The organism is Streptomyces sp. NPDC035033, from assembly GCF_040636735.1.
Lineage (GTDB): Bacteria > Actinomycetota > Actinomycetes > Streptomycetales > Streptomycetaceae > Streptomyces.
This window is the reverse complement of record NZ_JBEZUZ010000105.1, coordinates 1-23,491: the sequence shown is the minus strand read 5'-3', so window position 1 is coordinate 23,491 and position 23,491 is coordinate 1. Positions and strand designations below refer to the sequence as shown.

The window sequence follows — 23,491 nt, the reverse complement described above, 5'->3', positions numbered from 1 at the left end:
GGGGCGCCGCCGCGCCCCGGAGCCGCCGTCGCGGTCCCGCCGTCAGCCGTTCGCGAGCGCCTGGACCCGCGAGAGGTCGCCGTTGAAGTGGTTGTGGTCGCCGACCGTCGGGCCGGACGAGGTGTACTGCCACATCGTGTAGTACGGCCAGCCGGCCGGGAGCTCGCCGACCTCGGAGGCGTACCGCGCGATCCAGAGCGGGTTGGTGGTGGCGAAGCCGGAGTAGTTGCCGGTGCACTGCTTCCACCAGCTGGTCGCCGTGTAGATGACGGCGTCGCGGCCGGTCCGGTACTTGTACCGGTTCAGGAAGTCGCGGATCCAGGCGACCATCCCGGACTGGGTCTTGCCGTAGCAGGTGGCGCCGTACGGGTTCCACTCGATGTCGAGCACGCCGGGGAGGGTCTTCCCGTCCTTGGACCAGCCGCCGCCGTTGTTGACGAAGTAGTCGGCCTGGGCGGCGCCGGTGGTCGTGTCCGGGGTGGCGAAGTGGTACGTGCCCCGGATCATGCCGACGTTGTACGAGCCGTTGTACTGCTGCGTGAAGTAGGTGTTCTTGTAGTAGGTGCCTTCCGTCGCCTTGACGTAGGCCCACTTGACGCCGCTGTTCCAGAGGGTCGACCAGGCGACGTTGCCCTGGTGGCTGGAGACGTCGACGCCCTCCGTCCAGGTGGCGAGGGCGGAGACGCCGCCGGAGGGGGCCGCGCCGCGGCCGTCGTGCTCGAGGACGCCCATGCCCATGTGGGCGGTGCCGCGGGCGGGGACGGCGGAGCGGGCGCCGGGGTCGGCCGCGCCGGCCTGGCCGGCGAGGGGGAGGACGAGGGCGGTGGCCGCGAGGCCGGCGAGCAGGGCGGTGGGGACGGATCTGCGCACACGCATGGCGTGACTCCCGGGGGGTCGGTGAGGGTGGTGTGGACATGTCACTCACGTGCTCGCCGGTGACTCTACGCACGTAGACAGGCGGGGTGGAAGAGGGCCCGGGTCCCGCCGTTGGTCTACTCCTGCGAAATACTGAAGGAGCTGCGGCGATGCCCGTCGCGGCGGGAAACTTTCAGCCGGCGAAACAGGCGTGGGAGGTGGGGCGTGCGCGCAGGCGGTACGACCGGTGAAGACGGTGCCGCGCCCGGGGGAACCCGCGGTGACGGAACGTCCGGAGGGGCCCCCGCGGAAGGGACCCCCGCCGCCGGGCCCGGGGGAGCCAAGGGAGCGCCCGTCGCACCGGAGAGGCCCGGGGACGCCGCCGCCCACGAGGAGCCGCCCGCCCCCGGGGAGCCGCCTGTCCCCGGGGAGCCGCCCGCCCCGCCCGCCGCCGAGCGGGAGTTCCTGGCCCTGGAGCGGGAACTCGCCGTGTTCCTGCGCCGGGCCCGCGCCCAGTCCGGCGAGATGGCCCGCGAGGTCCACCCGGAGCTGGAGTCCTCCGCGTACGGCCTCTTCGTCCGGCTCGACGACGCCGGCCCCCAGCGCGCCACCGAGCTCTCCGCCTACTTCGGCGTCGGCAAGGCCACCATGAGCCGCCAGTTGCGCGCCCTCGAACAGCTCGGCCTGGTCGCCCGCGACCCCGACCCCGCCGACGGGCGGGCCTCCCTGGTCCGGCTCACCGACGAGGGCCGCGCCCGGTTCCGGCACGTCCGCGACGCCCGCCGGGAGCGGTACGTCCGCAAGCTCGCCGACTGGGACCGCGCGGAGGTCGCCGAACTGGCCCGGCTGCTCCACCACTTCAACCGGCGCGCGGAGGGCTGAACCGCCGCCGGCCGCGCCCGGCGGGCCCGGGAGGGGTCAGAAGGCCACGTACACGGCCGTGGCGTCGTCGTGGAGCTTCCAGCGCCGCGGACCGCCCGCCGCGGCGTCCTCCGTCTCCAGGGTCCGGACCCGCCGGAGCAGCCCCGCGGGGCCCTCCTTCGCCAGGACGCGGCCGCACTCCGTCCAGTCGCCCGCGCCGAACAGCTCCACCCAGCGGCTCGCCCCGTCCGTGAGCGCCGCCAGCGCCCCCACCTCCGCCAGCGGGGTCGTGCCGGTCACCGCCCGCTCCGCCACCGCCGGGTCCGCCGCCGCCGTGAAGAAGCCGCCCTCCCGGTTGCGCAGCCGGTCCGTCGCCTCGTGCGAGCGGAGCACCTCGCGGGGGACCCGGTCCAGCCGGTCGTCCCGCACCGCCCGGACCGCGCCGTCCGGGGCCTGGAGCAGCAGCACCGAGTCGGAGAGGACGAGGTGCTCGACGACGGCCGCGTCCCAGCGGGCGAGGACCACCGTCGCCTGCGGCGTCCGCACGTGAGAAAGGTCACAGGTGTCCGCGTGGAGCTCCGCGGTGCGCCGGATTGCCAGGGACAGGATCTCGGACAGCGTCAGATCGGCCCGGGAAGCCGACAGTTCGGTCAAAGCACCCCCGAGGCGCGCGGTGAACCACGGCACCGCGTGCACACAACCGACCTCGCCCGCGGGGGGCGTGACGCCGTCCAGGAGGACGAGCGTCCCCCCGCCGTCCGGACCCGGCAGAGCTGCGGCGGCCCAGTCCTCGTTGGGGCGTTCGGGGCTGCCGGGGAGGGTGGCGACTTCGCTGCGCATGATGTCCAGTGTGCCCGGCTGTCGCACCGTCTTCACAACACCTGCAAAGGGCCGAAAATGGCCTGTACCAACCGGCCGTGACCGGCGACGGGGGCGGAATCGCGAGCTCCGGCGAGCTGCGGGCGGGCATCCTGCCAAAGCCCGCCCCGAAGATCCAGCCGGGGCCCGGCGCGGGCCCCCGGCGGCCCCCTCCGGAAGTTGTTCGCCAACTCAGGAGTGTTGTTCACTCGTTCGGGTGGCGGAGCGGCCGATGCCCGTCCCCTACCCGAAAGCGCTGGAATGGTCGGAAGCCGTACCAGGGGTGGGGGCGGAACCTCGTGACCGGCCGTCACCTCTGCTGTGTGGGCGGACGAGTCAAGAATGCGAGCACCGGTGCAGAAGAAGCGGCCTCGGAGCATGAACGGCGCGCGGAGCCAGACCCCCGGTGAGCCGCCGACCCCCGGCACCGCGCCGGCCTCCGGCACCGCGCCGGCCCCCGGGGCCCCGAGCGCGGGAGGCCCCGGCACGCCCGCGCCGACCCCCGGCGGCCGCCCCAAGCGCGTCCGCACCCGCCTCGTCGCCGGCGTCGCCCTCGTCGGCGTCATCGTGCTCGGCGCCGGAGCCCCCGCCGTCCTCACCGCCTACGACGAACTGGACGAGTCCCGGCGCCTGGTCACCCTCGCCGAACTCGACCGGCAGGCCGTCACCCTCGCCCACTCCCTCGCCGACGAGCGCGACGAGGTCGTCGCCTTCATCGCCGCCGGCCGCGAGGAGCAGACCGGCCCGAAGAAGGACCGGCGGGTCCTGACCCCCGCCAAGACGGCCCGCGTCGACCGCCAGATCGACGAGATCCGCCCGGCCGCCCCCGACGCGCTCCGCCGCGACCTCGCCGGCGTCGCCTCCGTCCGCCGCGCCGCCGTCAGCGGCGAGGGCACGGCCCTGGACGCCCACAAGGCGTACGGCGACGTCATCGCCAAGCTCCAGGACCTCGCCGACGAGCTGGCCGAGCGGACCCCGCCCCGCGCCGCCGACCCCGGCCTCACCGGCTCCGGCCGGGCCCCCGCCGACCTCGGCCGCGCCGTCGAGCAGGCGTCCGCCACCCGCGGCCTGCTCCTCGCCGCGCTCGCCGTCCCGCAGCCCGAGCCCACCGGCGACCTCCGCTACGACCCCGCCACCAACACCTACGTCGCCGAGGAGCCCGAGGGCGCCGAGGAGGCCGAGCGCGCCCGCGACCTGCTGAGCGCCGCCGCCCAGCAGGCCCGCGTCCGCGAACTCGCCGCCCTCGGCGACTTCGACCGCTCCGCCGGCGCCGCCGCCCGCGACTCCCTCGCCCGGACGGTCACCGGACCCGAGGTCAGGACCGCCGAACAGGCCCTCGCCCGGCTGACCGACCAGCCCGCCCTCTCCGAGGCCGAGACCCGCACCTCCCCGTCCGGCCTGGACGCCGCGCTCTCCGCCCGCGTCGAGCAGATGCGCGGCGTCGAGTCGACCCTCGCCGCCAAGCGGGTCGAGCGGCTCACCGCCCTGCGCGACGACGACGTCACCGCCCTCGAACTGCGGCTCGCCCTCCTCGGCGGCTGCCTGCTCCTCGCGGTCGCCGTCTCCACCTACGTCGCCCGCAGCCTCACCCGCCCGCTCGCCGTCCTCCGCCTCGGCGCCGCCCGGCTCGCCGCCGCGCCCGAGCCCGCCACCGAGGAAGCGGTCCGCTTCACCGGACGCAACGACGAGTTCGCGCAGGTCGTCCGCTCCCTCAACACCCTCCACGGGCAGCTCGCCGCCCTCGCCGCCCACACCGGCCGGCTCACCGGCGAGCGGGCCGGACTGATCGCCGCCCAGGAGGCCGCCGAGGCCGAGCTCGCCACCCAGCGCGCCGAGCTCCAGAGCCGGATCGCCGTCCTCACCGCCGACCTCGAACGGCTCCGCGACACCGTCCGGCACAGCTTCGTCAACCTCTCGCTGCGCAGCCTCGGCCTCGTCGACCGCCAGCTCGGCGTCATCGAGAAGCTGGAGGAGCGCGAGCAGGACCCGGACCGCCTCGCCACCCTCTTCAAGCTCGACCACATGGCGACCGTCATGCGCCGCCACAGCGAGAACCTGCTGGTCCTCGCCGGCCACGAGCACGTCCACGGCCACGCCGGGCCCGTCCCGCTGGTCGACGTGCTGCGCGCCGCCGTCAGCGAGATCGAGCGGTACGAGCGGGTCACCATCCAGTCGCTGCCGCCGCACGCCCAGGTCGCCGGCTTCGCCGCGGACGACCTGAGCCACCTCGTCGCCGAACTCCTGGAGAACGCCACCTCGTTCTCCCCGCCGGACGCCGAGGTCCAGCTCTCCGGCTGGCTCCTGGAGACCGGCGAGGTCATGCTCTCCGTCCAGGACTCCGGCATAGGGATCCCCGACCACCGGCGCGCCGACCTCAACGCCCGCCTCGCCGCCGCCGACCCGGAGGCGTTCGAGGGCGAGGGGCTCGGCATGCGGGTCGTCGCCCTGCTCGCCGCCCGCCACGGCGTCGGCGTCGAGCTGCGCGAGCAGAAGCCGGGAGGCACGGCCGCCGTCGTGGTGCTGCCGCTCCCGCTGCTGCCGACCGCGCCGCCGGCCGCCGTCGCCGAGCCGGTACGGGTCGCGGGCACCGGCTCCGTACCCGTCCTCCACCTCCCCGGCTCGGAGGCCGAGGCCAACTCCAACGCCCTGCCGTCCCGCAGCCGCGACCCGCTCGTGGAGGCGGCGGAGCGCGCCTTCCGCGAGGCGGAGCAGCCCGGGCCCGCCCCGGCGGAGCCCGCCCCGGCCGCGACGGAGCCCGTGTCCGAGGAGCCGTACGCCCCCGAGCCCGTCGCGTACGCCGAGCCCGAGCCGCCCGTCGTACCGCACGCCGAGCCGGAGCCGCCCGTCGCGCACGCCGAACCGGAGCAGCCCGCCGAGTCCGTCGCGGAGACCACCCTCCAGGTGCGGCTCCCCGACCCGCCGCCCGAGCCGGACGGCCACGAGCGCGCCGCCGAGCCGCCGGTCGTCGCCGTACCGGAGCAGGCCGAGCAGTCCGGGCAGGCCGGTCAGGACGGGCAGGCCGAGCAGGTCGGCCGGTCCGGGCAGTCCGGGCAGGAGGACGAACAGGCACAGGTCCCCGGTCCGCGTCCCGCGCAGTGGGAGCGCGTGACCGACAAGGGCCTGCCCAAGCGGACCCCCCAGGTGGTCCGCGCGCCCGCGGCGCCCGCCGCCCCCCGCCGGGGCTCGGTCGACGCCGAGGCACTCCGCCGCCGCCTGGGCGGCTTCCACCAGGGCGCCGTGGCCGGGCGCCGGGACGTCGAGGCGGAGATAGCCGCCGGGAGCACCGCGCGTACAGAGGAGATGACGGGGGACACAGTCGAGGAGGCACGCAGTTGACCGCCACGGGAACGAGCACCACCAGTACGACCGCAGCGACCGGCACCACCGGGACGTACGGACCGAGCACGGAGGCCCGCAACCTGCAATGGCTGCTGGGCAACCTCGTGGAGGAGGTGCCCGGCGTCCGCTCGGTCGCCGTCGTCTCCTCCGACGGGCTCCTGCTGCTCTCCTCCGACCCGGAGGAGCGCCCGGACCCCGCCGCCGAGGCCGCCCGCCCCCGGGGCCCGCGCGGCTCCAGCGCCGACCTCGCCACCATCGTCTCCGGCATCGGCAGCCTGACGGTCGGTGCCGCGCGGCTCATGGACGGCGGCGGGGTGAAGCAGACCATGGTCGCCATGGAGGAGGGCAGCGTCTTCGTCATGTCGATCAGCGACGGCTCGCTGCTCGGCGTGCACGCCACCCCCGACTGCGACATGAGCGTCATCGCCTACCACATGGCGCTCTTCGTGGGCCGCGCGGGACACGTCCTCACCCCCGAAGTCCGCAGCGAGCTGCGGAAGTCCATGGAGAGCTTCCAGTGACCTCGCTGACCGCCGCCGCCCACCGGCTGCCCGTACGGGGCGAGGGACGGCGCCCCGCGCGCGTGCGCCCGTACTCGCTGACCGGCGGACGCACCCGGTTCGGACACGTGCTGCTCGTCGAGACCTTCGTGGCCGCCCTGGAGGCGCCGATCGCCCGCAAGGTCCTCACGGACGGCGGCCCCGGCGCCCGCGGGCTCATGCCCGAGATGCGCGCCATCGTCGAGATCTGCCGCCGGATGCGGACGGTGGCGGAGATCTCGGCCCTCCTCAAGATGCCGTTGGGTGTCGTCCGGGTGCTGCTCAGCGACCTGGCCGACCAGGGAAAGATCCGTGTGTACGGGACCGGTCACGGCACCGGCCAGCCCGACCGCGCGCTCCTCGAAAGGGTGCTGAGTGGACTCCGTCGTCTCTGACGCCACCGCCGTCGACACCGCCGTCGACGTCCCCGCCGCCTCCCCGGCGGAGACCGTCCCCGCCGCGCTGATCCCCGCCCAGCCCGGGCCCGCGGCCGGGGAACCGGATCCCGAGGACGGCGCCCAGGACTGGCAGCTCGACCACTCCCGCGCCCCGATCGCCACGAAGATCGTGGTCGCGGGCGGCTTCGGCGTCGGCAAGACCACCTTCGTCCGCGCGGTCTCGGAGATCACCCCGCTCCAGACCGAGGCGCTGATGACCCGGGCCAGCGAGGAGACCGACGACCTCACCGCCACCCCGGACAAGCTCACCACCACCGTGGCGATGGACTTCGGCCGGATCACGCTCGACAACGACCTGGTCCTGTACGTCTTCGGCACCCCCGGCCAGCAGCGCTTCTGGTTCATGTGGGACGACCTGGTCCGGGGCGCGATCGGGGCGATCGTGCTCGCCGACACCCGCCGCCTCACCGACTGCTTCCCGGCGCTCGACTACTTCGAGAGCTGCGGCCTGCCGTACGTCGTCGCGGTCAACCACTTCGAGGGCACCGAGCGGTTCGAGCCGGAGGACGTCAGGGAGGCCCTGACGATCGCCCCCGACGTCCCCGTGGTGGTCATGGACGCGCGCAAGCGCTACAGCGTCGTCGAGACGCTGCTCGCCATGGTCGAGCACGCGCTCTCCGCCACCCCCGAGTAGCCGCGCCCCGCCCCCTCCCCCCCCACCCGCACCACCTTCGTCTTCGCCAGGAGCCCCGCCCATGCGGAAGATACTCATAGTCGGCGCCGGACAGTCCGGCCTCCAGCTCGCCCTCGGCCTCCAGTCCCAGGGGTACGAGGTCACCCTCATGTCCAACCGGACGGCGGACGAGATCCGCTCCGGCCGCGTCATGTCCACCCAGTGCATGTTCGACACCGCGCTCCAGCACGAGCGCGACCTCGGCCTGAACTTCTGGGAGTCCCAGGCCCCGAGGATCGAGGGCCTCGGCGTCTCCGTCGCCGGCCCGGACTCGGCCCGCGTCATCGACTGGGTCGGGAAGCTCGACGGCTACGCCCAGTCCGTCGACCAGCGCGTGAAGATGGCCGGCTGGATGGACACCTTCGCCCAGCGCGGCGGCCAGCTCGTCATCCACGGCGCGGCCGTCGGCGACCTCGACTTCTTCGCCCGCCGCTACGACCTGGTGCTCGTCGCCGCCGGCAAGGGCGAACTGGTCTCCATGTTCGGCCGCGACGCCGGGCGCTCCCCGTACAGCGAGCCGCAGCGCGCGCTCGCCGTCGCGTACGTCCACGGCCTCGGCCCGCGCCCCGAGCACCCCGAGTTCGACGCGGTCCGCTGCAACCTCGTGCCCGGCGTCGGCGAGCTCTTCGTCATGCCGACCCTCACCACGAGCGGCCGCGCCGACATCCTCTTCTGGGAGGGCCTCCCCGGCGGCCCGCTCGACGTCTTCCAGGGCGTCAAGGACCCCTCCGAGCACCTGGCCCTGACCCTGGAGCTGATGGAGAAGTTCACGCCCTGGGAGTACGCGCGCGCCACCCGGGTCGAGCTGACCGACGCCGGCGGCACCCTCGCCGGCCGGTACGCCCCCACCGTCCGCAACCCCGTCGGCCGGCTGCCCGGAGGCGGCCTGGTCCTGGGCGTGGCCGACGTCGTCGTCGCCAACGACCCGATCACCGGCCAGGGTTCGAACTCGGCGGCCAAGTGCGCCGCCGCCTACCTCGCGGCGATCGTCGAGCACGGCGACGAGCCGTTCGACGAGGCGTGGATGCGGTCCGCCTTCGACCGCTACTGGCGGACGGCCGAGCCCGTCGTCAAGTGGACCAACGCGATGCTGGCCCCGCCGCCGGAGCACGTCCTGCGGCTGCTGGGCGCGGCCGGCGAGCTCCAGCCGATCGCGGACCGGGTCGCCAACGGCTTCAACGACCCCGCCGACTTCGAGAACTTCTTCTTCGACCCGGAGAGGGCCTCCGCCTACCTGGCCTCGGTGGCCTCCGGCGGCTGACCGGAGGCCGGACCGGCCGGCCCGTCCGCCAGAGCCTCGTCCGTGCCCTCCCGCGCCGACTCCGGGAGGGGCGGCGGGGTGTAGGAGGCGAGGGAGCGGGCCGCCGGGTCGGGCCGGACCGCGCCCAGGAGGGGGTTGGCCGCCAGCGGGGAGACCTTGACGCGGGCGCCCGGCCGGGGGGCGTGGAGCACCAGGTCCTCCCCGAGGTAGAGGGCCACGTGCGTGGCGCCGGGGAAGTAGACCACCAGGTCGCCGGGGCGCAGCTCGGAGAGCGGGATTCGGGGGAGTCCGGCCCACTGCTCCTGGCTGGTGCGGGGGACCGTCCGGCCCGCCGCCGCCCAGGCCCGCTGGGTGAGCCCCGAGCAGTCGTAGGCGTCGGGGCCCTCCGCCCCCCACTCGTACGGCTTCCCGAGCTGCTCCACCGCGAAGCGCAGGGCTTCCGCGCCCGCCCGCGAGGGGGTGCGGGCGGGGCCCAGGGCGCCGGAGGCGAGGAGTTCGCGCTGGGCGCCCGCCGTCTCGGCCCGTTCCAGCGCGGTCAGGCGGGCCAGCTGCTCGGCGGAGAGCGAGGCGAGCAGCGCCTCCACCTCCGCGAGCTTCTCGCGCACCTGGTCCCGCCGCTTCCGCTGCTGCCCGGCGAGGGCCTTCTGCCGGTCCAGGGCGGTGCGGGAGGCGGTGGCGAGCCCGGCCGCCCGGCGCTCCGCGGCCAGGAGCCGGGGGACGGCGGAGGCCCGGTCGCGGGCCGTCCGGTCCATCAGGTGCCGCGCGTCCAGGGCCGACTGCGGGTCCTCGGCGAAGAGCAGCCGCAGCGGCGAGGAGTACGCGGTCCGGCCCTGGTACTGCTCCCGGGCCAGCCGCCCCGCCTCGGCCCGCCCGCGCGCCAGGTCGGTGCGGGCGGCCGCCAGGGCGGCGGTGACCCGCCGGGTGTCGGCGGTCTGGAGCCGCAGCGCCTCCTCGGCGGCGTTGAACCGCTCCGTGGCCTCCTCCGCCTGCCGGTAGAGGGTGCGGAGCCGGGTCAGCAGCGTCGTCACGGAGCTTCCGCCGGAGGGCGGGAGCGCGCTCGCGTCGTCGCCGGCGGTGCCCGCCGGGGCCTCCGGTTCCGGCTTCTCGGGGTCGGCCGGTTCCGGTTGCGGTTCCGGCTCCCCGGGGCCGGCCGGTTCCGGTTCCTCAGGGTCGGCCGGTTCCGGCTCCCCGGGGTCGGCCGGTTCCGGTGCCGCGTCCGGGGGGTCCACGGGTGCCGCGTCCGGGTCCACCGGTCCGACCGGTTCCGCCGCCGGGTCCGCCCAGGCGACGGGGGCGGAACCGGCGGGCGGGTCCGCCGGGGGCCCGGGCGGGGCCGGGGCGGCGGCCGCCGTGCCGGTCAGGGCCGTCAGCGCGGCCAGCGCCCCCGTACAGACCGTGCGCAGCAGCCTTCGCGACACGTCACCACCACCTCCAGAGCGGGCTCCGGAGGCATCATGACGCGCCCGTTCATCCGATTACCGTACGGATCGGGGCGCGCCTCTCCCTCTCACCCGTTCGGCTCCCCGCCCGGCCTCCCGGCCGGCTTGGACCACGGCCACTTCAGCTCGCGCCGCTCGCGGCCCCCGGGGGCGTACGCGTAGACCCAGCCGCGCTGGAGCCCGAGCCGCTTGGTGTACCCGGCGGGCTCGCGCCGGTACGCGTACACCGTGGGCGGCCGGCCGTCGTGGGCCGGCACCGGCACCTCGTACCACTTCGGCGGGTGGCCGGTCGGACCGACCAGGATCGGCAGGACCCGCCCGTCGAGCGGGCCGCCGCGGAAGGGGGTGTTCTCGCTTCTCACCCCACCAGTCTCCCCCGGCCGCCCCCGGCGCGGGCGGCCGCGCCGGGGTCACAGCAGGCGGGCCGCCTCGCCGGCGAGCGGCAGCAGGCGCCGGGCCAGGCCGGCGACGGGGCCGTCGGGGCGCTCCTGGGCGAGCAGCCGGCGCACCACCCCGGCGGTCTCCCCGTCGCTCGCGGCGCCCGCCACGAGCACGGCGACGAGCTGGTCGACCATGCCGTCGCGCAGCTCGCCGGCGGAGGGCGTCTTGCCCTCGTCGAGCCAGATGAGCGAGGCCGCCTCGACGGCCGCGATCCAGGTGCGGACCAGCATCCCCAGCCGCCGGCCCGGCCGCTCGGCCCCCAGGTGCAGGAAGATCTGCTCGGCCGCGGCCCGCCGCACCTCGTCCACGATCGCCGTGGTGGTGGAGGTCTCCGCGACGCTCCCGCCGCGCAGCAGTGCGCTGAACCCGGCGTCGTGCCCGTCCACGAAGGCCAGGTAGCGGTCGAGGACCCGGCCGAGCCGCTCCGTCGGCGGGCCGTCCGGCGGCTCGGCGAAGCAGTGGTGGAGGGCGTCGGCGGAGGAGCGCAGGGCGGCCTCGTACAGCTGCTGCTTGCCGCCGGGGAAGTAGCGGTACACCAGCGGGCGCGAGACCCCGGCCGCCTCGGCGACGTCGTCGAGGGACACGTCCTCGGGCGCGCGGTGGGCGAAGAGGCCGAGGGCCGCCTCCAGGAGCTGGCCGCGCCGCTCCTCGACGCTGAGCCGGCGGTACGCGGGGGAGGCGGCGCTCGTCATGCCCGCAGCGTAACCCCGGCGCCTCCGGCTCCGGGGGCGGGCCGGGAGCTTCACCCGGCGCTCAGGCCAGCAGTCCGGACGACCGCCACAGCCGGCGGCCCGGTCCCCGCAGCACGCCGATGTCGTCGAGGAAGTCCGTCAGGCGCTTGGCGCCGGCCTGCATGACCTCCCGCCGGTGGCCGCTCGCCCGCACCTCGGCCACCGCCCGCCGCCGGTCCAGGCCCACCGCCTCGTACACCCCGGGATTGACGAAGCAGGTGGAGAAGACCCGGGCGGCCTCGCCGCAGCTGAGCCGGGTGAACTCCCGCTCCCAGCGCGGCGCCGTCACCATCTGGCGGCGCAGCTCCTCGCGGGCGTACCGCACGTGCCGCGCCTCCTCCACCACGTGGATCCGGGTCACCCCGCGCACCAGCGGCTGGACCCGCTCGTCCGGGAAGGTCAGCCGCTGCATCCAGTCGAGGATCTCCTCGCCGAGGAGGGTGGCGGCGAAGGAACCGGGCGTGGTGGAGACGGTCTTCAGGACGCGCGCGAGGTTGTGGTAGACCCGGGGCACCGGGTACTCGCCGGTGCCGCTCTTGCGGATCAGCCGGGCGAACATCATCGAGTGCCGGCACTCGTCGGCGATCTCGGTGAGCGCGTACCGGACGTGATGGCTGGTCAGCGACTTGTCGTAGATGTGCCGGACCAGCAGCTGCATCAGGATGACCTCGAACCAGATGCCGAGCGAGGCGAGCGAGGCGGCCTCGTGGCGGGAGAGCTCGATCCGCTGCTCCTCGGACATCCGGCGCCACAGCGGCGTCCCGTAGAGCGAGACCAGCTCCGGCGGCCAGTACCACGCGCCGTCCTCGAAGGGCGCGTCCCAGTCGAGTTCGGCGTCGGGGTCGTAGGAGTGCTTGCGGGAGGACTCCAGGAGCCGTTCGGCGAGCCGCTCACGGTCACGCAGCGGCCCCAGCGCATCCCGCAGGAGGGTGAAGTCGGGCTCGGTGAAGGGACTCATGGCGGGGGACACCTCGCTGGCGTCGAACTCGGGTTACCGTCGGTCACTCGTTATCAGACTGCCCGTCAGCAAGCCCGTCAATCCCTCCCGCGCGACTTGTTGACGCTCCGTCCAGCAACGTGTGAGCCTGCTGACGGCGGCCGGAGGGCCGGTGACCGGAAGGAGTGGTCGATGTCGACGCACGAGCTCTACGTGAACCCCCCGTCCGGCCCCGGCAGGGAGATCCCGGCGACCGGGGACGCCCGCTTCTCCTGGGAGTACGACATGGCCGGCGCCGGCCGTGACCGGCTCCTCGCCCTCTACCAGAAGGGCAAGGACAAGCAGTGGGACGGCGCCCGCCGCATCGACTGGGAGCTGGAGGTCGACCCGTACGACCCGCTCGGCACCCCCGACGAGACGCTCGCCCTGTACGGCACCCGGCACTGGGCCGGGCTCACCGAGAAGGACAAGGGCGAGCTGCGCCGCCACTACGCCTCCTGGAACTTCAGCCAGTTCCTCCACGGAGAGCAGGGCGCCATGGTCTGCGCGGCCCGGATCGTCGAGTCCGCGCCCGACCTCGACGCCAAGTTCTACTCCGCCACCCAGACCATGGACGAGGCCCGGCACGCCGAGATCTACGGCCGCTTCCTGCACGAGAAGATCGGGATGCTCTACCCGATCAACGACCACCTCCAGGCCCTCCTCGACGACACCCTCCGCGACTCCCGCTGGGACATGCCCTACCTCGGCATGCAGGTGCTCATCGAGGGCCTGGCCCTCGCCGCCTTCGGCATGATCCGCGACACCACCGACAAGCCGCTGCCGAAGCAGATCCTCGCCTACGTCATGCAGGACGAGGCCCGGCACGTGGCCTTCGGCCGGATGGCCCTGCGCGACCACTACAAGCAGCTCACCGACGCCGAACTGCGCGAACGCGAGGAGTTCGTCATCGAGGGCTGCTACCTCATGAGGGACAGGCTGCGCGGGGTCGAGGTCCTGGAGAACTTCGGCATCGGGCGGAAGGAGGCCGAGGAGTTCAGCGAGCGGAGCGAGTTCCTGCACCTCTTCCGGAAGCTGCTGTTCAGCCGGATCGTGCCCTGCGTCAAGGACATCGGCCTGTGGGGCGAGCGCCTCCAGAGGGCCTACCTCGACATGGGCGTCTTCGACCTCGGCGACTCCAACCTCGACCTGCTGATGACCCAGGACGAGGAGATCGCGGAGCGGCTCGACGCCGAACGCTTCGCGGCGGAGGAGCGGGAGCGGGTGGCGGAGGTGGCGGAGGCGATCGCGGAGGGGGCGGCGGAGTAGGGGGCGCCCCCGGCCCCCCGCCGTCACTCCCGCCGGCCGCTGCCGCCGGGCGGCCCGACCGGGCGGGGCGGCGGTGACCACTGGGGTTCTCGGGACGGCCGGGGCTGTTGGGTCGGCCGGGGGTGTGGGGACGGCTGGGACTGCTGGGGCTGTTGGGATGGCCAGGGTTGCTGGGGCGGTCGGGACTGCTGGGGCGACCAGGGCTGCTGGGACGGCCGGTTCGGCCAGTTCGGCCAGTTCGGCCGGTTCGGCCGGTTCGGCCGGTTCGGAGCGGGGGGTTCCGTGCCGCCGGGCGGCCCGACCGGGCGCGTGCCCCGGGCCGGCTCCCCGGCGGGGGACGGCTCCGGGCCCCGGCGCGGCCGCTCGCCGCGCGGCCCCGGCAGCCCCCGCGCCTCCGCCTCCAGCCGCAGCGCCTCCCGCATCACGTCCCGGGCGATCGGCGCCGCGCTGCCGCCCCCGCTGATGTCCGTGCGGGACGCCTCCGCGTCCTCCACGACCACCGCCACCGCGACCGCCGGGCGGGCCGAGTCCTCGGCCTGGGCCCAGGCGATGAACCAGGCGTACGGGGTCCCCGTGTTGCCGAGGCCGTGCTGCGCGGTGCCGGTCTTGCCGCCGACCCGGGCCCCGGGGATCGCCGCGTTGGTGCCCGTCCCCTCCTCCACCGCCCGCACCATCAGCCGCTGGAGCTGGAAGGCGGTCGCCGCGCTCATCGCCTGCCGGTAGCCGCGGCGCGGGGTGCGCTCCACGGTCGCCCCGCCGGAGGTGGTCGTCCGGTCGATCAGGTACGGCTGCGCGATCTCCCCGGTGTTGGCGACGGCCGCCGCCACCATCGCCATCTGGAGCGGGGTCGCCGTGGTGTTGAACTGCCCGATCGACGACTGCGCCAGCTGGTCCGGGCTCATGTCGCGGTCGAAGTTGGACTTCGCCACCCAGGACGGCACCCGCAGCGTCGTGTCGTCGAAGCCGAACCGTTCCGCCGCCGCCACCATCCCCGCCAGGCCGACGTCCACGCCGAGCCCGGCCATCACCGTGTTGCACGACCACTGGATCGCGTACGCGAGCGAGGCGTCCTCGCAGCCCCGGGCCTCGTTCGGCAGCACCTGCCGGGTGCCGGGCAGCACGAAGGGGTCCGGGGTGTCCGTCGGCGCGTCCACGTCCCGCACCACCCCGGAGTCCAGCGCCGCCGCCGCCGTCACGATCTTGAAGGTGGAGCCGGGCGGGTACGTCTGCCGCAGCGCCCGGTTGAGCATCGGCTGGTTCGGCGAGGTGGTCAGCCGGGTCCAGGCGTCCTTCACGTCCGCGCCGGTGCCGGAGAGCACGCCGGGCTCGTACGAGGGGGAGGAGACCAGCGCCAGGATCCGGCCGCTCGACGGTTCGAGGGCCACGACCGCGCCCCGCTTGCCGCCGAGCCCCCGGTAGGCGGCCTCCTGCAACGGCGCCCGGATCGTCGTCACCACGTCGCCGCCGGGGGAGCGGCCCCGGGTGAGGTCGTTCCACAGCGGCAGCGGCGCCAGCATCGGGTCGGTGCCGGAGAGGACCGCGTCCTCGGCGTGCTCGACCATCGTGGTCCCGTACGTCTGGGAGGCGTAGCCGGTCACCGGCGCGTACAGCGGGCCCCGGCGGTAGGTCCGCTCCCAGCGCAGCTGCTGCCCGCTGTCCCGGGAGCCGGTGACCGGCTTCCCGTCGACGACGATCTCGCCGCGCGGCTCGGCCCAGCGGGCGATGGCGCCCCGCCGGTTGGCCGGGTTCGCGTCCAGCTCGCCGGCCTCGACCAGCATCACCCGGACCGCGTTGACCAGCAGCGCCGCGAGCAGGACGAGGCAGAGGGCGGCGGCCCGCCGGATGTAGCGGATCACCGGCCCGCCTCCACCCGCGCCAGTTCGCCGGTCTCCGCCGCCTCCGGCCGGGGCGCCCGCGCCGAGTCGCTGACCCGGACCAGGAGGGCGACGATCACCCAGTTGGTCACCACCGACGAACCGCCCTGCGCCAGGAACGGCATCGCCATGCCCGTCAGCGGGATCAGCCCCATCACCCCGCCCGCGATCACGAAGACCTGGAGCGCCACGATCGACGCGAGCCCGATCGCGAGCAGCCGCCCGAAGGGGTCGCGCAGCGCGAGCCCGGCCCGGTAGCCGCGCGCCACGAAGAGGCCGTACAGCAGGAAGAGCGCGGTCAGCCCGACGAGCCCCAGCTCCTCGCCGGCCGTCGCCAGGATGAAGTCCGACTTGGCGGCGAAGCCGATGAGGACCGAGTGGCCGAGACCGAGGCCGGTGCCGAGCATCCCGCCGGCGGCGAAGGCGAAGAGCGACTGGGCGAGCTGGCCGGGCCCGTCGCCGGCCCGGATCGAGGCGTACGGGTCGAGCCAGTCCTGTACCCGGCTGTGCACGTGCGGCTCGACCGAGCCGATGAGGAAGGCGCCGGCGGCGGCGAGCAGCAGCCCGATCGCGATCCAGCCGGTGCGGCCGGTCGCCACGTACAGCATGATCACGAAGAGGCCGAAGAAGAGCAGCGAGGTGCCGAGGTCCCGCTCCAGGACGAGGACGCCGACGCTCAGCAGCCAGATCGCCACGATCGGCCCGAGCACCCGCCAGGTGGGGAACTGGAACCTCCAGATCCGGCGTCCGGCGTACGCGAGCGCGCTGAGGTTGGCGGAGAGGTACGCGGCGAAGAAGACCGCCAGCAGGATCTTCGCGAACTCGCCCGGCTGGAAGGAGAGCCCGCCGATCCGGATCCAGATCCGGGCCCCGTTCACCGCCGGGAAGAAGATCGGCAGGATCATCAGGGCGAGCGCGGTGGCGACGGAGACGTACGCGTACCCCTGGAGGACGCGGTGGTCGCGCAGCACCAGCACCACCACGATGAAGAGCGCGACCCCGAGCGTCGACCACACCAGCTGGGTGGTCGCCGCCTGGTCGCGGGGGGTCTCCAGGTCGAGCCGGTAGATCAGCACCAGGCCGAGCCCGTTGAGCAGGACGGCGATGGGGAGCAGGAGCGGGTCGGCGTACGGGGCCCGCAGCCGCACGGCGAGGTGCGCGAGCAGCGCGAGGAGCCCGAGCCCCGCCCCGTACCGGGCGGCGTCCGGCGGCACGGCGCCGTCGTGGGCGAGCCCCACCTCGGCGTAGCCGCAGACGGAGATGAGGACGGCGCCGAGGAGCAGCACCAGCTCCACCCCGCGCCGCTTCGGGACGCGGAGGCCGGGCGGAGGCGCGTCCCGTGCCTCCGTGCGCCGAGGTGCGGTCATGGTCGGCAACGTAGCAAGCCGTATGCCGTATGTCCCTTTTGTGTGACGGTGTGCCGTGGGGGCCGTTCCACCCTTCGGGAACCCGTCCCTCCGGGCCCGCCCTTCTCGGGGCTCGCCCCTCCGGGGCCCGCTCTTCTCGGAGGCCCGTCCCTTTTGGGGCCCGTCCCTCCGGGGACTCACTCCTCCGGGGGCTCGTCCTCGAAGCGCACGTACTCCGGCAGCCGGATCCGCGCCTCGGCCCCGCCGCCTTCCCCGCCCCCGGCCCCGCCGGCCCCGCCGTCTTCTCCAGCCCCGGCCCCGTCGCCTTCTCCCGCCTCGCCGAAGACCAGTTCCGCGCCGATCACCTCTGCCTGCCCCACCGCGATGGTCAGGCCCAGGCCGTGCCCCTTGCCGCCGCTCTCGGTGCGGAAGCGCTGCGGGCCCGAGGCGAGCAGGTACTCCGGATAGCCCGGCCCGTGGTCCCGTACCGTCACCGTCGCCCCGTCCACGGTCACCACCACCGGCGGCCGGCCGTGCCGGTGCGCGTTGGCGACCAGGTTGCCCAGCACCCGTTCGAGCCGCCGCCGGTCCGTCTCGACCGTCGCGTCCCGTACGATCCGCACCTCCGTGTCGGTCTCCGAGGCGCGCACCACCCGCTCGACGAGCGGCCCGAGTTCGTGCACGGCCAGGTCGACGGTCTCGTTGCGGGCGTCGAGCCGGGAGATCTCCAGCAGGTCCTCGGTCAGCCCCCGCATGGCCCTCACCCGGTCCCGCACGAGCTCCGCCGGCCGCCCCTCCGGCAGCAGTTCGGCGGCGGCCGAGAGGCCGGTCAGCGGGGTGCGCAGCTCGTGGGCCACGTCCGCCGTGAACCGCTGCTCGCTCTGGAGCTTGCGCTGGAGCGAGGAGGCCATGGTGTCGAGCGCCCCGGAGACCGTCGCCACCTCGTCCTGGGGGCGCCGGGGGTCCTTCGTCCGGGGGTCGTCCACGCGCGCGTCCAGGTCCCCGGCGGTGATCCGGCGGGCCACCTGCGCGGTGGCGTGGAGCCGGCGGGTGACCCGGGTGACGGCGGTGACGCCGACGGCCAGGGTCGCCGCGATCGCGAGGACCGAGGAGCCGACGATCGACCGGTCCAGGGCGTCGATGGTCCCCGCGCCCAGGCTGTGGTCGACCCGGACGGCGAGCGCGTGTCCGTCCGCCGGACCGGCCGCCCACATGGTGGGCCGCCCCTGGTGGTCGGCGACCATCGTGCCGCGCTCGCCGCGCGCGGTCAGCCGCCGCAGCGGCTCCGGCAGCCCCTCGGGGTCGAGCCCGGCGGACGGCGGCAGCGGCTCGCCCGCCTCGTACAGCCGGGTGACGTCCACGAGCCGGGCCAGCGCCTTCTCCCGGGCGTCCCGGACGGTCTGCCCGGTCACGGAGACGTGCACCAGGGTGCCGAGCAGCGCGGCCAGCGCGCAGCACATCACGGCGATGAAGACCGCCGCCTTCCAGGTGAGCGTCGCGGTCCAGGCGGGCGCCCGGGGCCGGCGGGCCCGGCGCGGCGCGGCGGAGCGCGCGGGGGTCACGACGAGGACTCCGGGGCCGGGGAGTCCGTACGGAGGGAGGCCGGGGCCGGGGAGTCCGTACGGGGGAGGGCCGACGGGTTCGTACGGGGACGGGCCGGGGCCGGGGAGGTCGCGCGCGGGGTTCCCGAAGGCGTGCGGACGGGCACGATCTCGTCCCGCGCCGGCAGCATGCTGCGCTGCCGCTCGTCCCACGACCAGGCGGTGCGGTACTCGTACCCCGGGATGCCCGCCGAGGCCGCCCGCACGATCAGGTCCCGCCCGGCCAGCTCCACGCTGATCACCTGCTCAACGGTGGACATGACCCGGGTGAGCCCGCCGTCCTCGGCGAGGTACACGCGGACGGCGACCTGCTGCTCCGGCATCCGGACCCCGGCGATCAGCTCGTCCCGGCCGTCCCCCGTGAGGTCCCGGTAGTACGGCGAGAGCACCGGGCACCGGGCCGGCGCCGTGTCGCAGGCGAGGACCGCCCGGGCGGTCTCCTCGTACATCCCGTCGGCGCCGGTGTACGCGTCGGGGTGCGCGGCCACCTCGGCCCGGACCACCGCGACCGGGTCCACGGTCCGCACGTCGCCGCCCCGCACGGCGATCCCCGGCACCCGCTCGGTGTCGGTCTCCCCGTAGTCGGCCGGCGGATCCGAGGCGGGCGGAAGCTCGGGCCACAGCCGCACCGGGCCCACGGCGGCCGGCGCCGGCCCGTCGCTCACGAGCCCGCCCTGGCCCCCGCACCCGGTCAGCGCCACGAGCGCGACGGCGGCGGCGAGGAGGGCGGCGCGGACTCTCACGGGGCTCCCAGGACGGACGGTCGGTCTCGAAGAAGACCATATGTCCCGATAGGGAAGGGTGTCCCTTTCGGGAGGCGCCGGCGCCGCTTCGGGGGGTGCCCGCGCCCCTAGAGGGCGTCCCGCCGCTCCATCCGGGCCAGGGCGGCCCGGCACAGGGTCAGGAGCTTCTCGTCCTGGTGGATGTCGTGGCTGCCGGAGGCGCCCTCGCGGGCGTTGTGCCGGCGGCGGCGGGTCAGCTCGGTGAGGATCGGCAGCTGGGCCGCCGCCGCGGCCGGGCCCATCTCGGCCAGGCACTCGGCGATGTCCACGCGCGCGTGCCGGTTCTCCTCCCAGGCCGCGAGCAGCACCGGCAGCGTCCGGTCGGTCTCGCCCGACACCCGCCACAGCGCCGCCGCGCAGCGCACCCGCTCCCACAGGTCGCGGGAGGTCAGACCCGGGCGCAGCGCCCGGCCCGCCCCGGCCGCCGCCGGGCCGATCGCGCCCAGCGCCCGGGCCGCCGCGCACCGGTCGGTGCCGGACGTCCCCGGCCGCAGCCACCGCTCCAGGACCGGCACCACCGCGTCCGCGTCGCCCTCGACCGCCCACAGGGCGCGCGCCGCCGTGGCGGCGACCGTCGCCGTCCCGGAGCCGAGCAGCTCCCGCAGCTCCGGTACGGCCTCCCGGGCCGCCGGGCCGAACGCCCCCAGGGTGCGGGCCGCCGCCTCCCGCACCCACTCGCGCCGGTGCTCCGGCGCCCCGCGCAGCACCCGCAGCACCTCCGGCAGCGCCTGGCCGCCGCGCACCGCCGCCAGCGCGTACAGCAGCGGCGACGCCCGGTCGTACAGCTCCTCGTCCAGCTCGACCGCCGCCAGCCGGCGCCGCAGCAGCGGCGCGAGCCCCGCCGCGGCCGGGCCGAGGCCGTCGACCGCGTACAGCAGTTCGCGCCGCACCTCGCCCGGTCCCTCCAGCGCCCGCGCGAGCAGCGGTACGGCCCGGACGTCGCCGCACCGGGCGAGGGCGAGCAGCGCCCCGTCCCGCGCGGTCCGGCCGGTGAGCTCCGTCGGACCGCCGGGGAGCGCCGGCGTCCCGTCCGGCCCGTCGGCGAGGACGGCGGCGAGCCCGTCGGCCGCGGGGGCGCCCAGCTCGAAGAGCCGCTCCAGGAAGGAGGTGGCGGCCTCCCGGAGCCGGGCGTCGGGGTCGGCCAGCTGTGCGCCGACGAGCCGCACGACCTCCTCGTACCGCCCGCGCCAGAGCCGTATCAACCCCCCGCACAGCCAGATCGCGTCCGCCCGCTGGCCCGGGTCGGGGCTGCGCAGCTGGGCCAGGACCAGCGCGATCCGGTCGTCCACCCGGTCGTCGAGGGCTCCGTGCAGGGTCCGCAACAGCTCCTCCGTCCACGGCGTCCGCCGCCCCGCCACGTGCTCCTCCAGGAGCTCCCGCACCTGTCCCACGAGCGTCACCGGCATCCGCGCGGTGCCGGACTCGCCGCCCCTGTCGTCCGGCTCGGCCGGGGGCGCCGTGCGGATCTCCTCCAGGAGCTCCGTCACCCACCGCACGATGTCGTCCGGGATCCGCCCCGGCGCGCAGCGGGCGAGCTGCGCCAGGGACGCCAGCCGCAGCCCCGGGTCCTGCGCCGCCCGGGCCAGCCAGGCCAGCCAGTCGACGGTCTCGGCCCGCAGCGAGGCGTGCCGCAGCGCGATCCGCCCCACCGCCGCGACCAGCGCGAGCCGCACCTCGGTGTCCGGCTCCACGGTCAGCCGCTCCCGCAGCAGGGTCAGCACGCGCGCGGGGTCCGGGTGCAGCGAGGCCAGCGCGACCGGCGCGGCGAGCCGGACCTCCGGGTCGGGGTCGCCGACCAGGCACAGGAAGGCGTCGGCCCCGGCGGCGACGGCCGCCGCGGCCATCGCGAAGTTCGCGGCGGGGACGAACTCGGCGTCGCCGGGGCCGGTTCCGGCCGGTCCGTCGAGGTCGTCGTCCTCGTCGTCGAGCTCGATCCCGCCGATGCTGGTGAGCAGTTCGACGATGCAGCCGCGGTCCTGGACGGCGGGGTCGGCGACGAGTTCGAGGAGGAAGGGGATGCAGGCGAGGGTGGAGTCGTACACGTCGCCCTGGTGGTGGACCGTGCCGTACATGCCGTCGAGGGCGGTCTCCCGCTCGGCGGGGTCGGGCGAGGCGAGTCCGCGCAGCAGTGCCGGCACGTCGTCGGCGGGGCCGTAGGCGTGCCCCAGCGAGGCCCAGTCGACCTCCTCGATCCCCGTCAGCATTGCCAGGCCGCCTTCCCCGTGAGCCCTGTACCAGGCAGCAAGTGTGCACCACAGCACGGACATCGACGCCGAACCCGCGCCACCCGCCCCGCGCCCGGCCGGGGTTGCGTTCGGTTTGCGCCATGTACGGTGCGCCGCCCGGCCGTTGCGGACGGTGGCGGGTGGGGGACGGGTGGCACGCGCGCGTGGGGAGGGTTCCGAACCGCCGTGCCCCGAGGGCCCGTTCGCGCCGGATAGCGGACGCCGTGCGTCACCCTTCGGACAACAGATGGTCAAATCCTTGTTGCATACCTGTCAAAAAACCGATTCTGCTGGCACGCTCCCCTCCGCGTCACCCCCCACATCACCCCCACGCGTTTCAGCGAAGGAGCCCGCGTGATCCGCCAGCAGTCCTCGCACCGCCGCACCGTCGTGCGTACCGCCGCCCTCGTCGCCTCGGCCGCCATGGTCGTCGTCGGAGTCCAGACCGGAACCGCCGGCGCCGAGACCGACCGGGAGGCCGGAGCCACCGCCCTCGTCCTCAGCGCCCCGCAGCGCGCCGCCGCGATCCAGGAGGCCCAGGCGTCCGCCGGGGCCACCGCCCGCGCGATCGGCCTCGGCGCCAAGGAGAAGCTGGTCGCCCGCGACGTCGTGAAGGACGCGGACGGCACCGTCCACACCCGCTACGAGCGCACCTACGAGGGCCTCCCGGTCCTCGGCGGCGACCTCGTGGTCCACCAGCGGAAGAACGGCGCCCGCTCCACCACCAAGGCCACCTCGGCCCGCATATCCGTCCCGACCACGACCGCCGGGGCCGCGCGCGACGGCTCCGCCCGCAAGGTGATCTGGGCGGCGACCGGCAAGCCGGTCCTCGCCTGGGAGACCGTCGAGAAGGGCCTCCAGCACGACGGCACGCCGAGCGAGCGCCACGTCGTCACGGACGCCGCCACCGGCAAGGAGCTCCACTCCTACGAGGCGATCGAGACGGGCGTCGGCAACACCCAGTACAGCGGCCAGGTCACCCTCGGCACCGCGCCCGGCTACACCCTCACCGACACCGCCCGCGGCGGCCACAAGACGTACGACCTGAAGGGCGCCACCAGCGGCACCGGCACCCTCTTCACCAACTCCACCGACACCTGGGGCAACGGCCTGGCCTCCCACCGCGAGACCGCGGCCGCCGACGCCCACTACGGCGCGGCCGTCACCTGGGACTTCTACAAGAACGAGCTCGGCCGCAACGGCATCCGCGGCGACGGCGTCGCCGCCTACTCCCGCGTCCACTACGGCAACGCCTACGTGAACGCCTTCTGGTCCGACTCCTGCTTCTGCATGACCTACGGCGACGGCGCGGGCAACGCCAAGCCGCTGACCTCCCTCGACGTCGCCGGCCACGAGATGACCCACGGCCTCACCGCCGCCACCGCCAACCTCCGCTACAGCAAGGAGTCCGGCGGCCTCAACGAGGCCACCTCCGACATCCTCGGCACCGCCGTCGAGTTCTACGCGAACAACTCCTCGGACGCCGGCGACTACCTCGTCGGCGAGAAGATCGACATCCGCGGCAACGGCACCCCGCTGCGCTACATGGACAAGCCCAGCAAGGACGGCAACTCCGCCGACTACTGGTCGAGCAGCCTCGGCCGCCTCGACGTCCACTACTCCTCGGGCCCGGCCAACCACTTCTTCTACCTCCTGGCGGAGGGCAGCGGCACCAAGACGATCAACGGGGTCACCTACAACTCCCCGACCTACGACAACTCCACGGTGACCGGCATCGGCCGCCAGGCCGCCTACAAGATCTGGTACAAGGCCCTCTCCACCTACATGACCTCCTCCACCACCTACGCCGGCGCCCGCACCGCCACCCTCTCCGCCGCGACCGACCTCTACGGCGCGAACAGCCCCGAGTACAACGCGGTCGACGCCGCCTGGAAGGCCGTCAACGTCAAGTAACCCCCGACCTCCGGCCCCCCGCCTCCGCCCGCCGCCCCGCGCCGGGCGG

18 protein-coding genes and 1 pseudogene are annotated in these 23,491 nt (G+C 75.1%); 8 read left to right on the top strand and 11 right to left on the bottom strand.

Annotation, left to right across the window (positions count from 1 at the left end):
• Positions 1 to 42 precede the first annotated feature (42 nt).
• Entirely contained in the window at positions 43 to 876 is an 834-nt protein-coding gene (locus tag AB0E83_RS30470) for a lysozyme (RefSeq protein WP_362118970.1), read from the bottom strand.
• 444 nt (positions 877 to 1,320) lie between these two features.
• Here AB0E83_RS30470 and AB0E83_RS30465 point away from each other — a divergent pair, with 444 nt between their 5' ends.
• Positions 1,321 to 1,737 carry a MarR family transcriptional regulator gene (locus AB0E83_RS30465; protein WP_362118979.1) on the top strand — a complete coding sequence of 139 codons (417 nt, stop codon included), beginning with the start codon at positions 1,321 to 1,323 and terminating at the stop codon, positions 1,735 to 1,737.
• A gap of 36 nt (positions 1,738 to 1,773) precedes the next feature.
• Here the strand turns inward: AB0E83_RS30465 and AB0E83_RS30460 are convergent, their stop codons facing one another.
• On the bottom strand, positions 1,774 to 2,556 hold the full coding sequence (locus AB0E83_RS30460; RefSeq protein WP_362118968.1) for a hypothetical protein: 783 nt from the start codon (positions 2,554 to 2,556) through the stop codon (positions 1,774 to 1,776).
• A 396-nt stretch (positions 2,557 to 2,952) separates the two neighbouring features.
• Between AB0E83_RS30460 and AB0E83_RS30455 the strand changes: the two genes are divergently transcribed.
• The 5 genes from AB0E83_RS30455 (at position 2,953) to AB0E83_RS30435 (ending at position 8,844) form a co-directional block, all read left to right on the top strand.
• Positions 2,953 to 5,910: a nitrate- and nitrite sensing domain-containing protein gene (locus AB0E83_RS30455; RefSeq protein WP_362118965.1), complete on the top strand. Its 2,958-nt coding sequence runs from the start codon at positions 2,953 to 2,955 to the stop codon at positions 5,908 to 5,910.
• Positions 5,907 to 6,434, top strand: coding sequence for a roadblock/LC7 domain-containing protein (locus AB0E83_RS30450; RefSeq protein ID WP_362118962.1), 528 nt, complete (start codon positions 5,907 to 5,909; stop codon positions 6,432 to 6,434). Before AB0E83_RS30455 ends, AB0E83_RS30450 begins: the two co-directional genes overlap by 4 nt.
• A complete protein-coding gene (locus tag AB0E83_RS30445) occupies positions 6,431 to 6,847 on the top strand; it encodes a DUF742 domain-containing protein (RefSeq protein WP_362118959.1) in 417 nt (138 codons plus the stop codon). Before AB0E83_RS30450 ends, AB0E83_RS30445 begins: the two co-directional genes overlap by 4 nt.
• A gap of 70 nt (positions 6,848 to 6,917) precedes the next feature.
• On the top strand, positions 6,918 to 7,544 hold the full coding sequence (locus AB0E83_RS30440) for an ATP/GTP-binding protein (protein WP_362118976.1): 627 nt from the start codon (positions 6,918 to 6,920) through the stop codon (positions 7,542 to 7,544).
• A 61-nt stretch (positions 7,545 to 7,605) separates the two neighbouring features.
• Complete coding sequence (locus AB0E83_RS30435) at positions 7,606 to 8,844, top strand: styrene monooxygenase/indole monooxygenase family protein (RefSeq protein ID WP_362118956.1); 1,239 nt, start codon at positions 7,606 to 7,608, stop codon at positions 8,842 to 8,844.
• On the opposite strand, the gene AB0E83_RS30430 is transcribed toward AB0E83_RS30435, so the two are convergent.
• The 4 genes from AB0E83_RS30430 to AB0E83_RS30415 form a co-directional block, all read right to left on the bottom strand.
• Positions 8,814 to 10,262 (bottom strand): NlpC/P60 family protein, encoded by a 1,449-nt coding sequence (locus tag AB0E83_RS30430; RefSeq protein WP_362118953.1) that lies wholly within the window; start codon positions 10,260 to 10,262, stop codon positions 8,814 to 8,816. The two genes, AB0E83_RS30435 and AB0E83_RS30430, sit on opposite strands and share 31 nt — an antisense overlap.
• An 89-nt stretch (positions 10,263 to 10,351) precedes the next feature.
• Positions 10,352 to 10,645 (bottom strand): hypothetical protein, encoded by a 294-nt coding sequence (locus tag AB0E83_RS30425; RefSeq protein WP_362118950.1) that lies wholly within the window; start codon positions 10,643 to 10,645, stop codon positions 10,352 to 10,354.
• A 48-nt stretch (positions 10,646 to 10,693) separates the two neighbouring features.
• Positions 10,694 to 11,416: a TetR/AcrR family transcriptional regulator gene (locus tag AB0E83_RS30420; RefSeq protein ID WP_362118947.1), complete on the bottom strand. Its 723-nt coding sequence runs from the start codon at positions 11,414 to 11,416 to the stop codon at positions 10,694 to 10,696.
• A gap of 61 nt (positions 11,417 to 11,477) precedes the next feature.
• Positions 11,478 to 12,413, bottom strand: a complete 936-nt coding sequence (locus AB0E83_RS30415; protein WP_362118944.1) for a diiron oxygenase — start codon at positions 12,411 to 12,413, stop codon at positions 11,478 to 11,480.
• Between the two features lie 171 nt (positions 12,414 to 12,584).
• Between AB0E83_RS30415 and AB0E83_RS30410 the strand changes: the two genes are divergently transcribed.
• Positions 12,585 to 13,700: a ferritin-like domain-containing protein gene (locus AB0E83_RS30410; protein WP_362118942.1), complete on the top strand. Its 1,116-nt coding sequence runs from the start codon at positions 12,585 to 12,587 to the stop codon at positions 13,698 to 13,700.
• Positions 13,701 to 14,107: 407 nt separating this feature from the next.
• On the opposite strand, the pseudogene AB0E83_RS30405 reads toward AB0E83_RS30410, so the two are convergent.
• The 5 genes and pseudogenes from AB0E83_RS30405 to AB0E83_RS30385 all read right to left on the bottom strand — a co-directional run.
• A pseudogene (locus tag AB0E83_RS30405) lies at positions 14,108 to 15,556 on the bottom strand (penicillin-binding transpeptidase domain-containing protein); the annotation flags it as partial.
• A complete protein-coding gene (locus tag AB0E83_RS30400) occupies positions 15,553 to 16,941 on the bottom strand; it encodes an FtsW/RodA/SpoVE family cell cycle protein (RefSeq protein ID WP_362118939.1) in 1,389 nt (462 codons plus the stop codon). The pseudogene AB0E83_RS30405 and the gene AB0E83_RS30400, both read right to left, overlap by 4 nt.
• Before the next feature lie 176 nt (positions 16,942 to 17,117).
• Positions 17,118 to 18,482 carry a HAMP domain-containing sensor histidine kinase gene (locus tag AB0E83_RS30395; RefSeq protein WP_362118937.1) on the bottom strand — a complete coding sequence of 455 codons (1,365 nt, stop codon included), beginning with the start codon at positions 18,480 to 18,482 and terminating at the stop codon, positions 17,118 to 17,120.
• Positions 18,479 to 19,264 carry a hypothetical protein gene (locus AB0E83_RS30390; RefSeq protein WP_362118934.1) on the bottom strand — a complete coding sequence of 262 codons (786 nt, stop codon included), beginning with the start codon at positions 19,262 to 19,264 and terminating at the stop codon, positions 18,479 to 18,481. The genes AB0E83_RS30395 and AB0E83_RS30390 overlap by 4 nt, the downstream gene beginning before the upstream one ends.
• A 107-nt stretch (positions 19,265 to 19,371) precedes the next feature.
• Positions 19,372 to 21,507 carry a HEAT repeat domain-containing protein gene (locus AB0E83_RS30385; RefSeq protein WP_362118931.1) on the bottom strand — a complete coding sequence of 712 codons (2,136 nt, stop codon included), beginning with the start codon at positions 21,505 to 21,507 and terminating at the stop codon, positions 19,372 to 19,374.
• Positions 21,508 to 21,951: 444 nt separating this feature from the next.
• Between AB0E83_RS30385 and AB0E83_RS30380 the strand changes: the two genes are divergently transcribed.
• Entirely contained in the window at positions 21,952 to 23,442 is a 1,491-nt protein-coding gene (locus tag AB0E83_RS30380; protein WP_362118973.1) for a M4 family metallopeptidase, read from the top strand.
• The last annotated feature ends 49 nt before the right edge of the window (positions 23,443 to 23,491 follow it).

What these genes read in the sequence shown, in the direction of transcription:
- AB0E83_RS30410 (WP_362118942.1), top strand. Translation starts at nt 12,585, where the DNA reads ATGTCGACGCACGAGCTCTACGTGAACCCCCCGTCCGGCCCCGGCAGG.
- AB0E83_RS30415 (WP_362118944.1), bottom strand. Translation starts at nt 12,413, where the DNA reads ATGAGTCCCTTCACCGAGCCCGACTTCACCCTCCTGCGGGATGCGCTG.
- AB0E83_RS30380 (WP_362118973.1), top strand. Translation starts at nt 21,952, where the DNA reads ATGGTCGTCGTCGGAGTCCAGACCGGAACCGCCGGCGCCGAGACCGAC.
- AB0E83_RS30460 (WP_362118968.1), bottom strand. Translation starts at nt 2,556, where the DNA reads ATGCGCAGCGAAGTCGCCACCCTCCCCGGCAGCCCCGAACGCCCCAAC.
- AB0E83_RS30455 (WP_362118965.1), top strand. Translation starts at nt 2,953, where the DNA reads ATGAACGGCGCGCGGAGCCAGACCCCCGGTGAGCCGCCGACCCCCGGC.
- AB0E83_RS30470 (WP_362118970.1), bottom strand. Translation starts at nt 876, where the DNA reads ATGCGTGTGCGCAGATCCGTCCCCACCGCCCTGCTCGCCGGCCTCGCG.
- AB0E83_RS30420 (WP_362118947.1), bottom strand. Translation starts at nt 11,416, where the DNA reads ATGACGAGCGCCGCCTCCCCCGCGTACCGCCGGCTCAGCGTCGAGGAG.
- AB0E83_RS30385 (WP_362118931.1), bottom strand. Translation starts at nt 21,507, where the DNA reads ATGCTGACGGGGATCGAGGAGGTCGACTGGGCCTCGCTGGGGCACGCC.
- AB0E83_RS30400 (WP_362118939.1), bottom strand. Translation starts at nt 16,941, where the DNA reads ATGACCGCACCTCGGCGCACGGAGGCACGGGACGCGCCTCCGCCCGGC.
- AB0E83_RS30435 (WP_362118956.1), top strand. Translation starts at nt 7,606, where the DNA reads ATGCGGAAGATACTCATAGTCGGCGCCGGACAGTCCGGCCTCCAGCTC.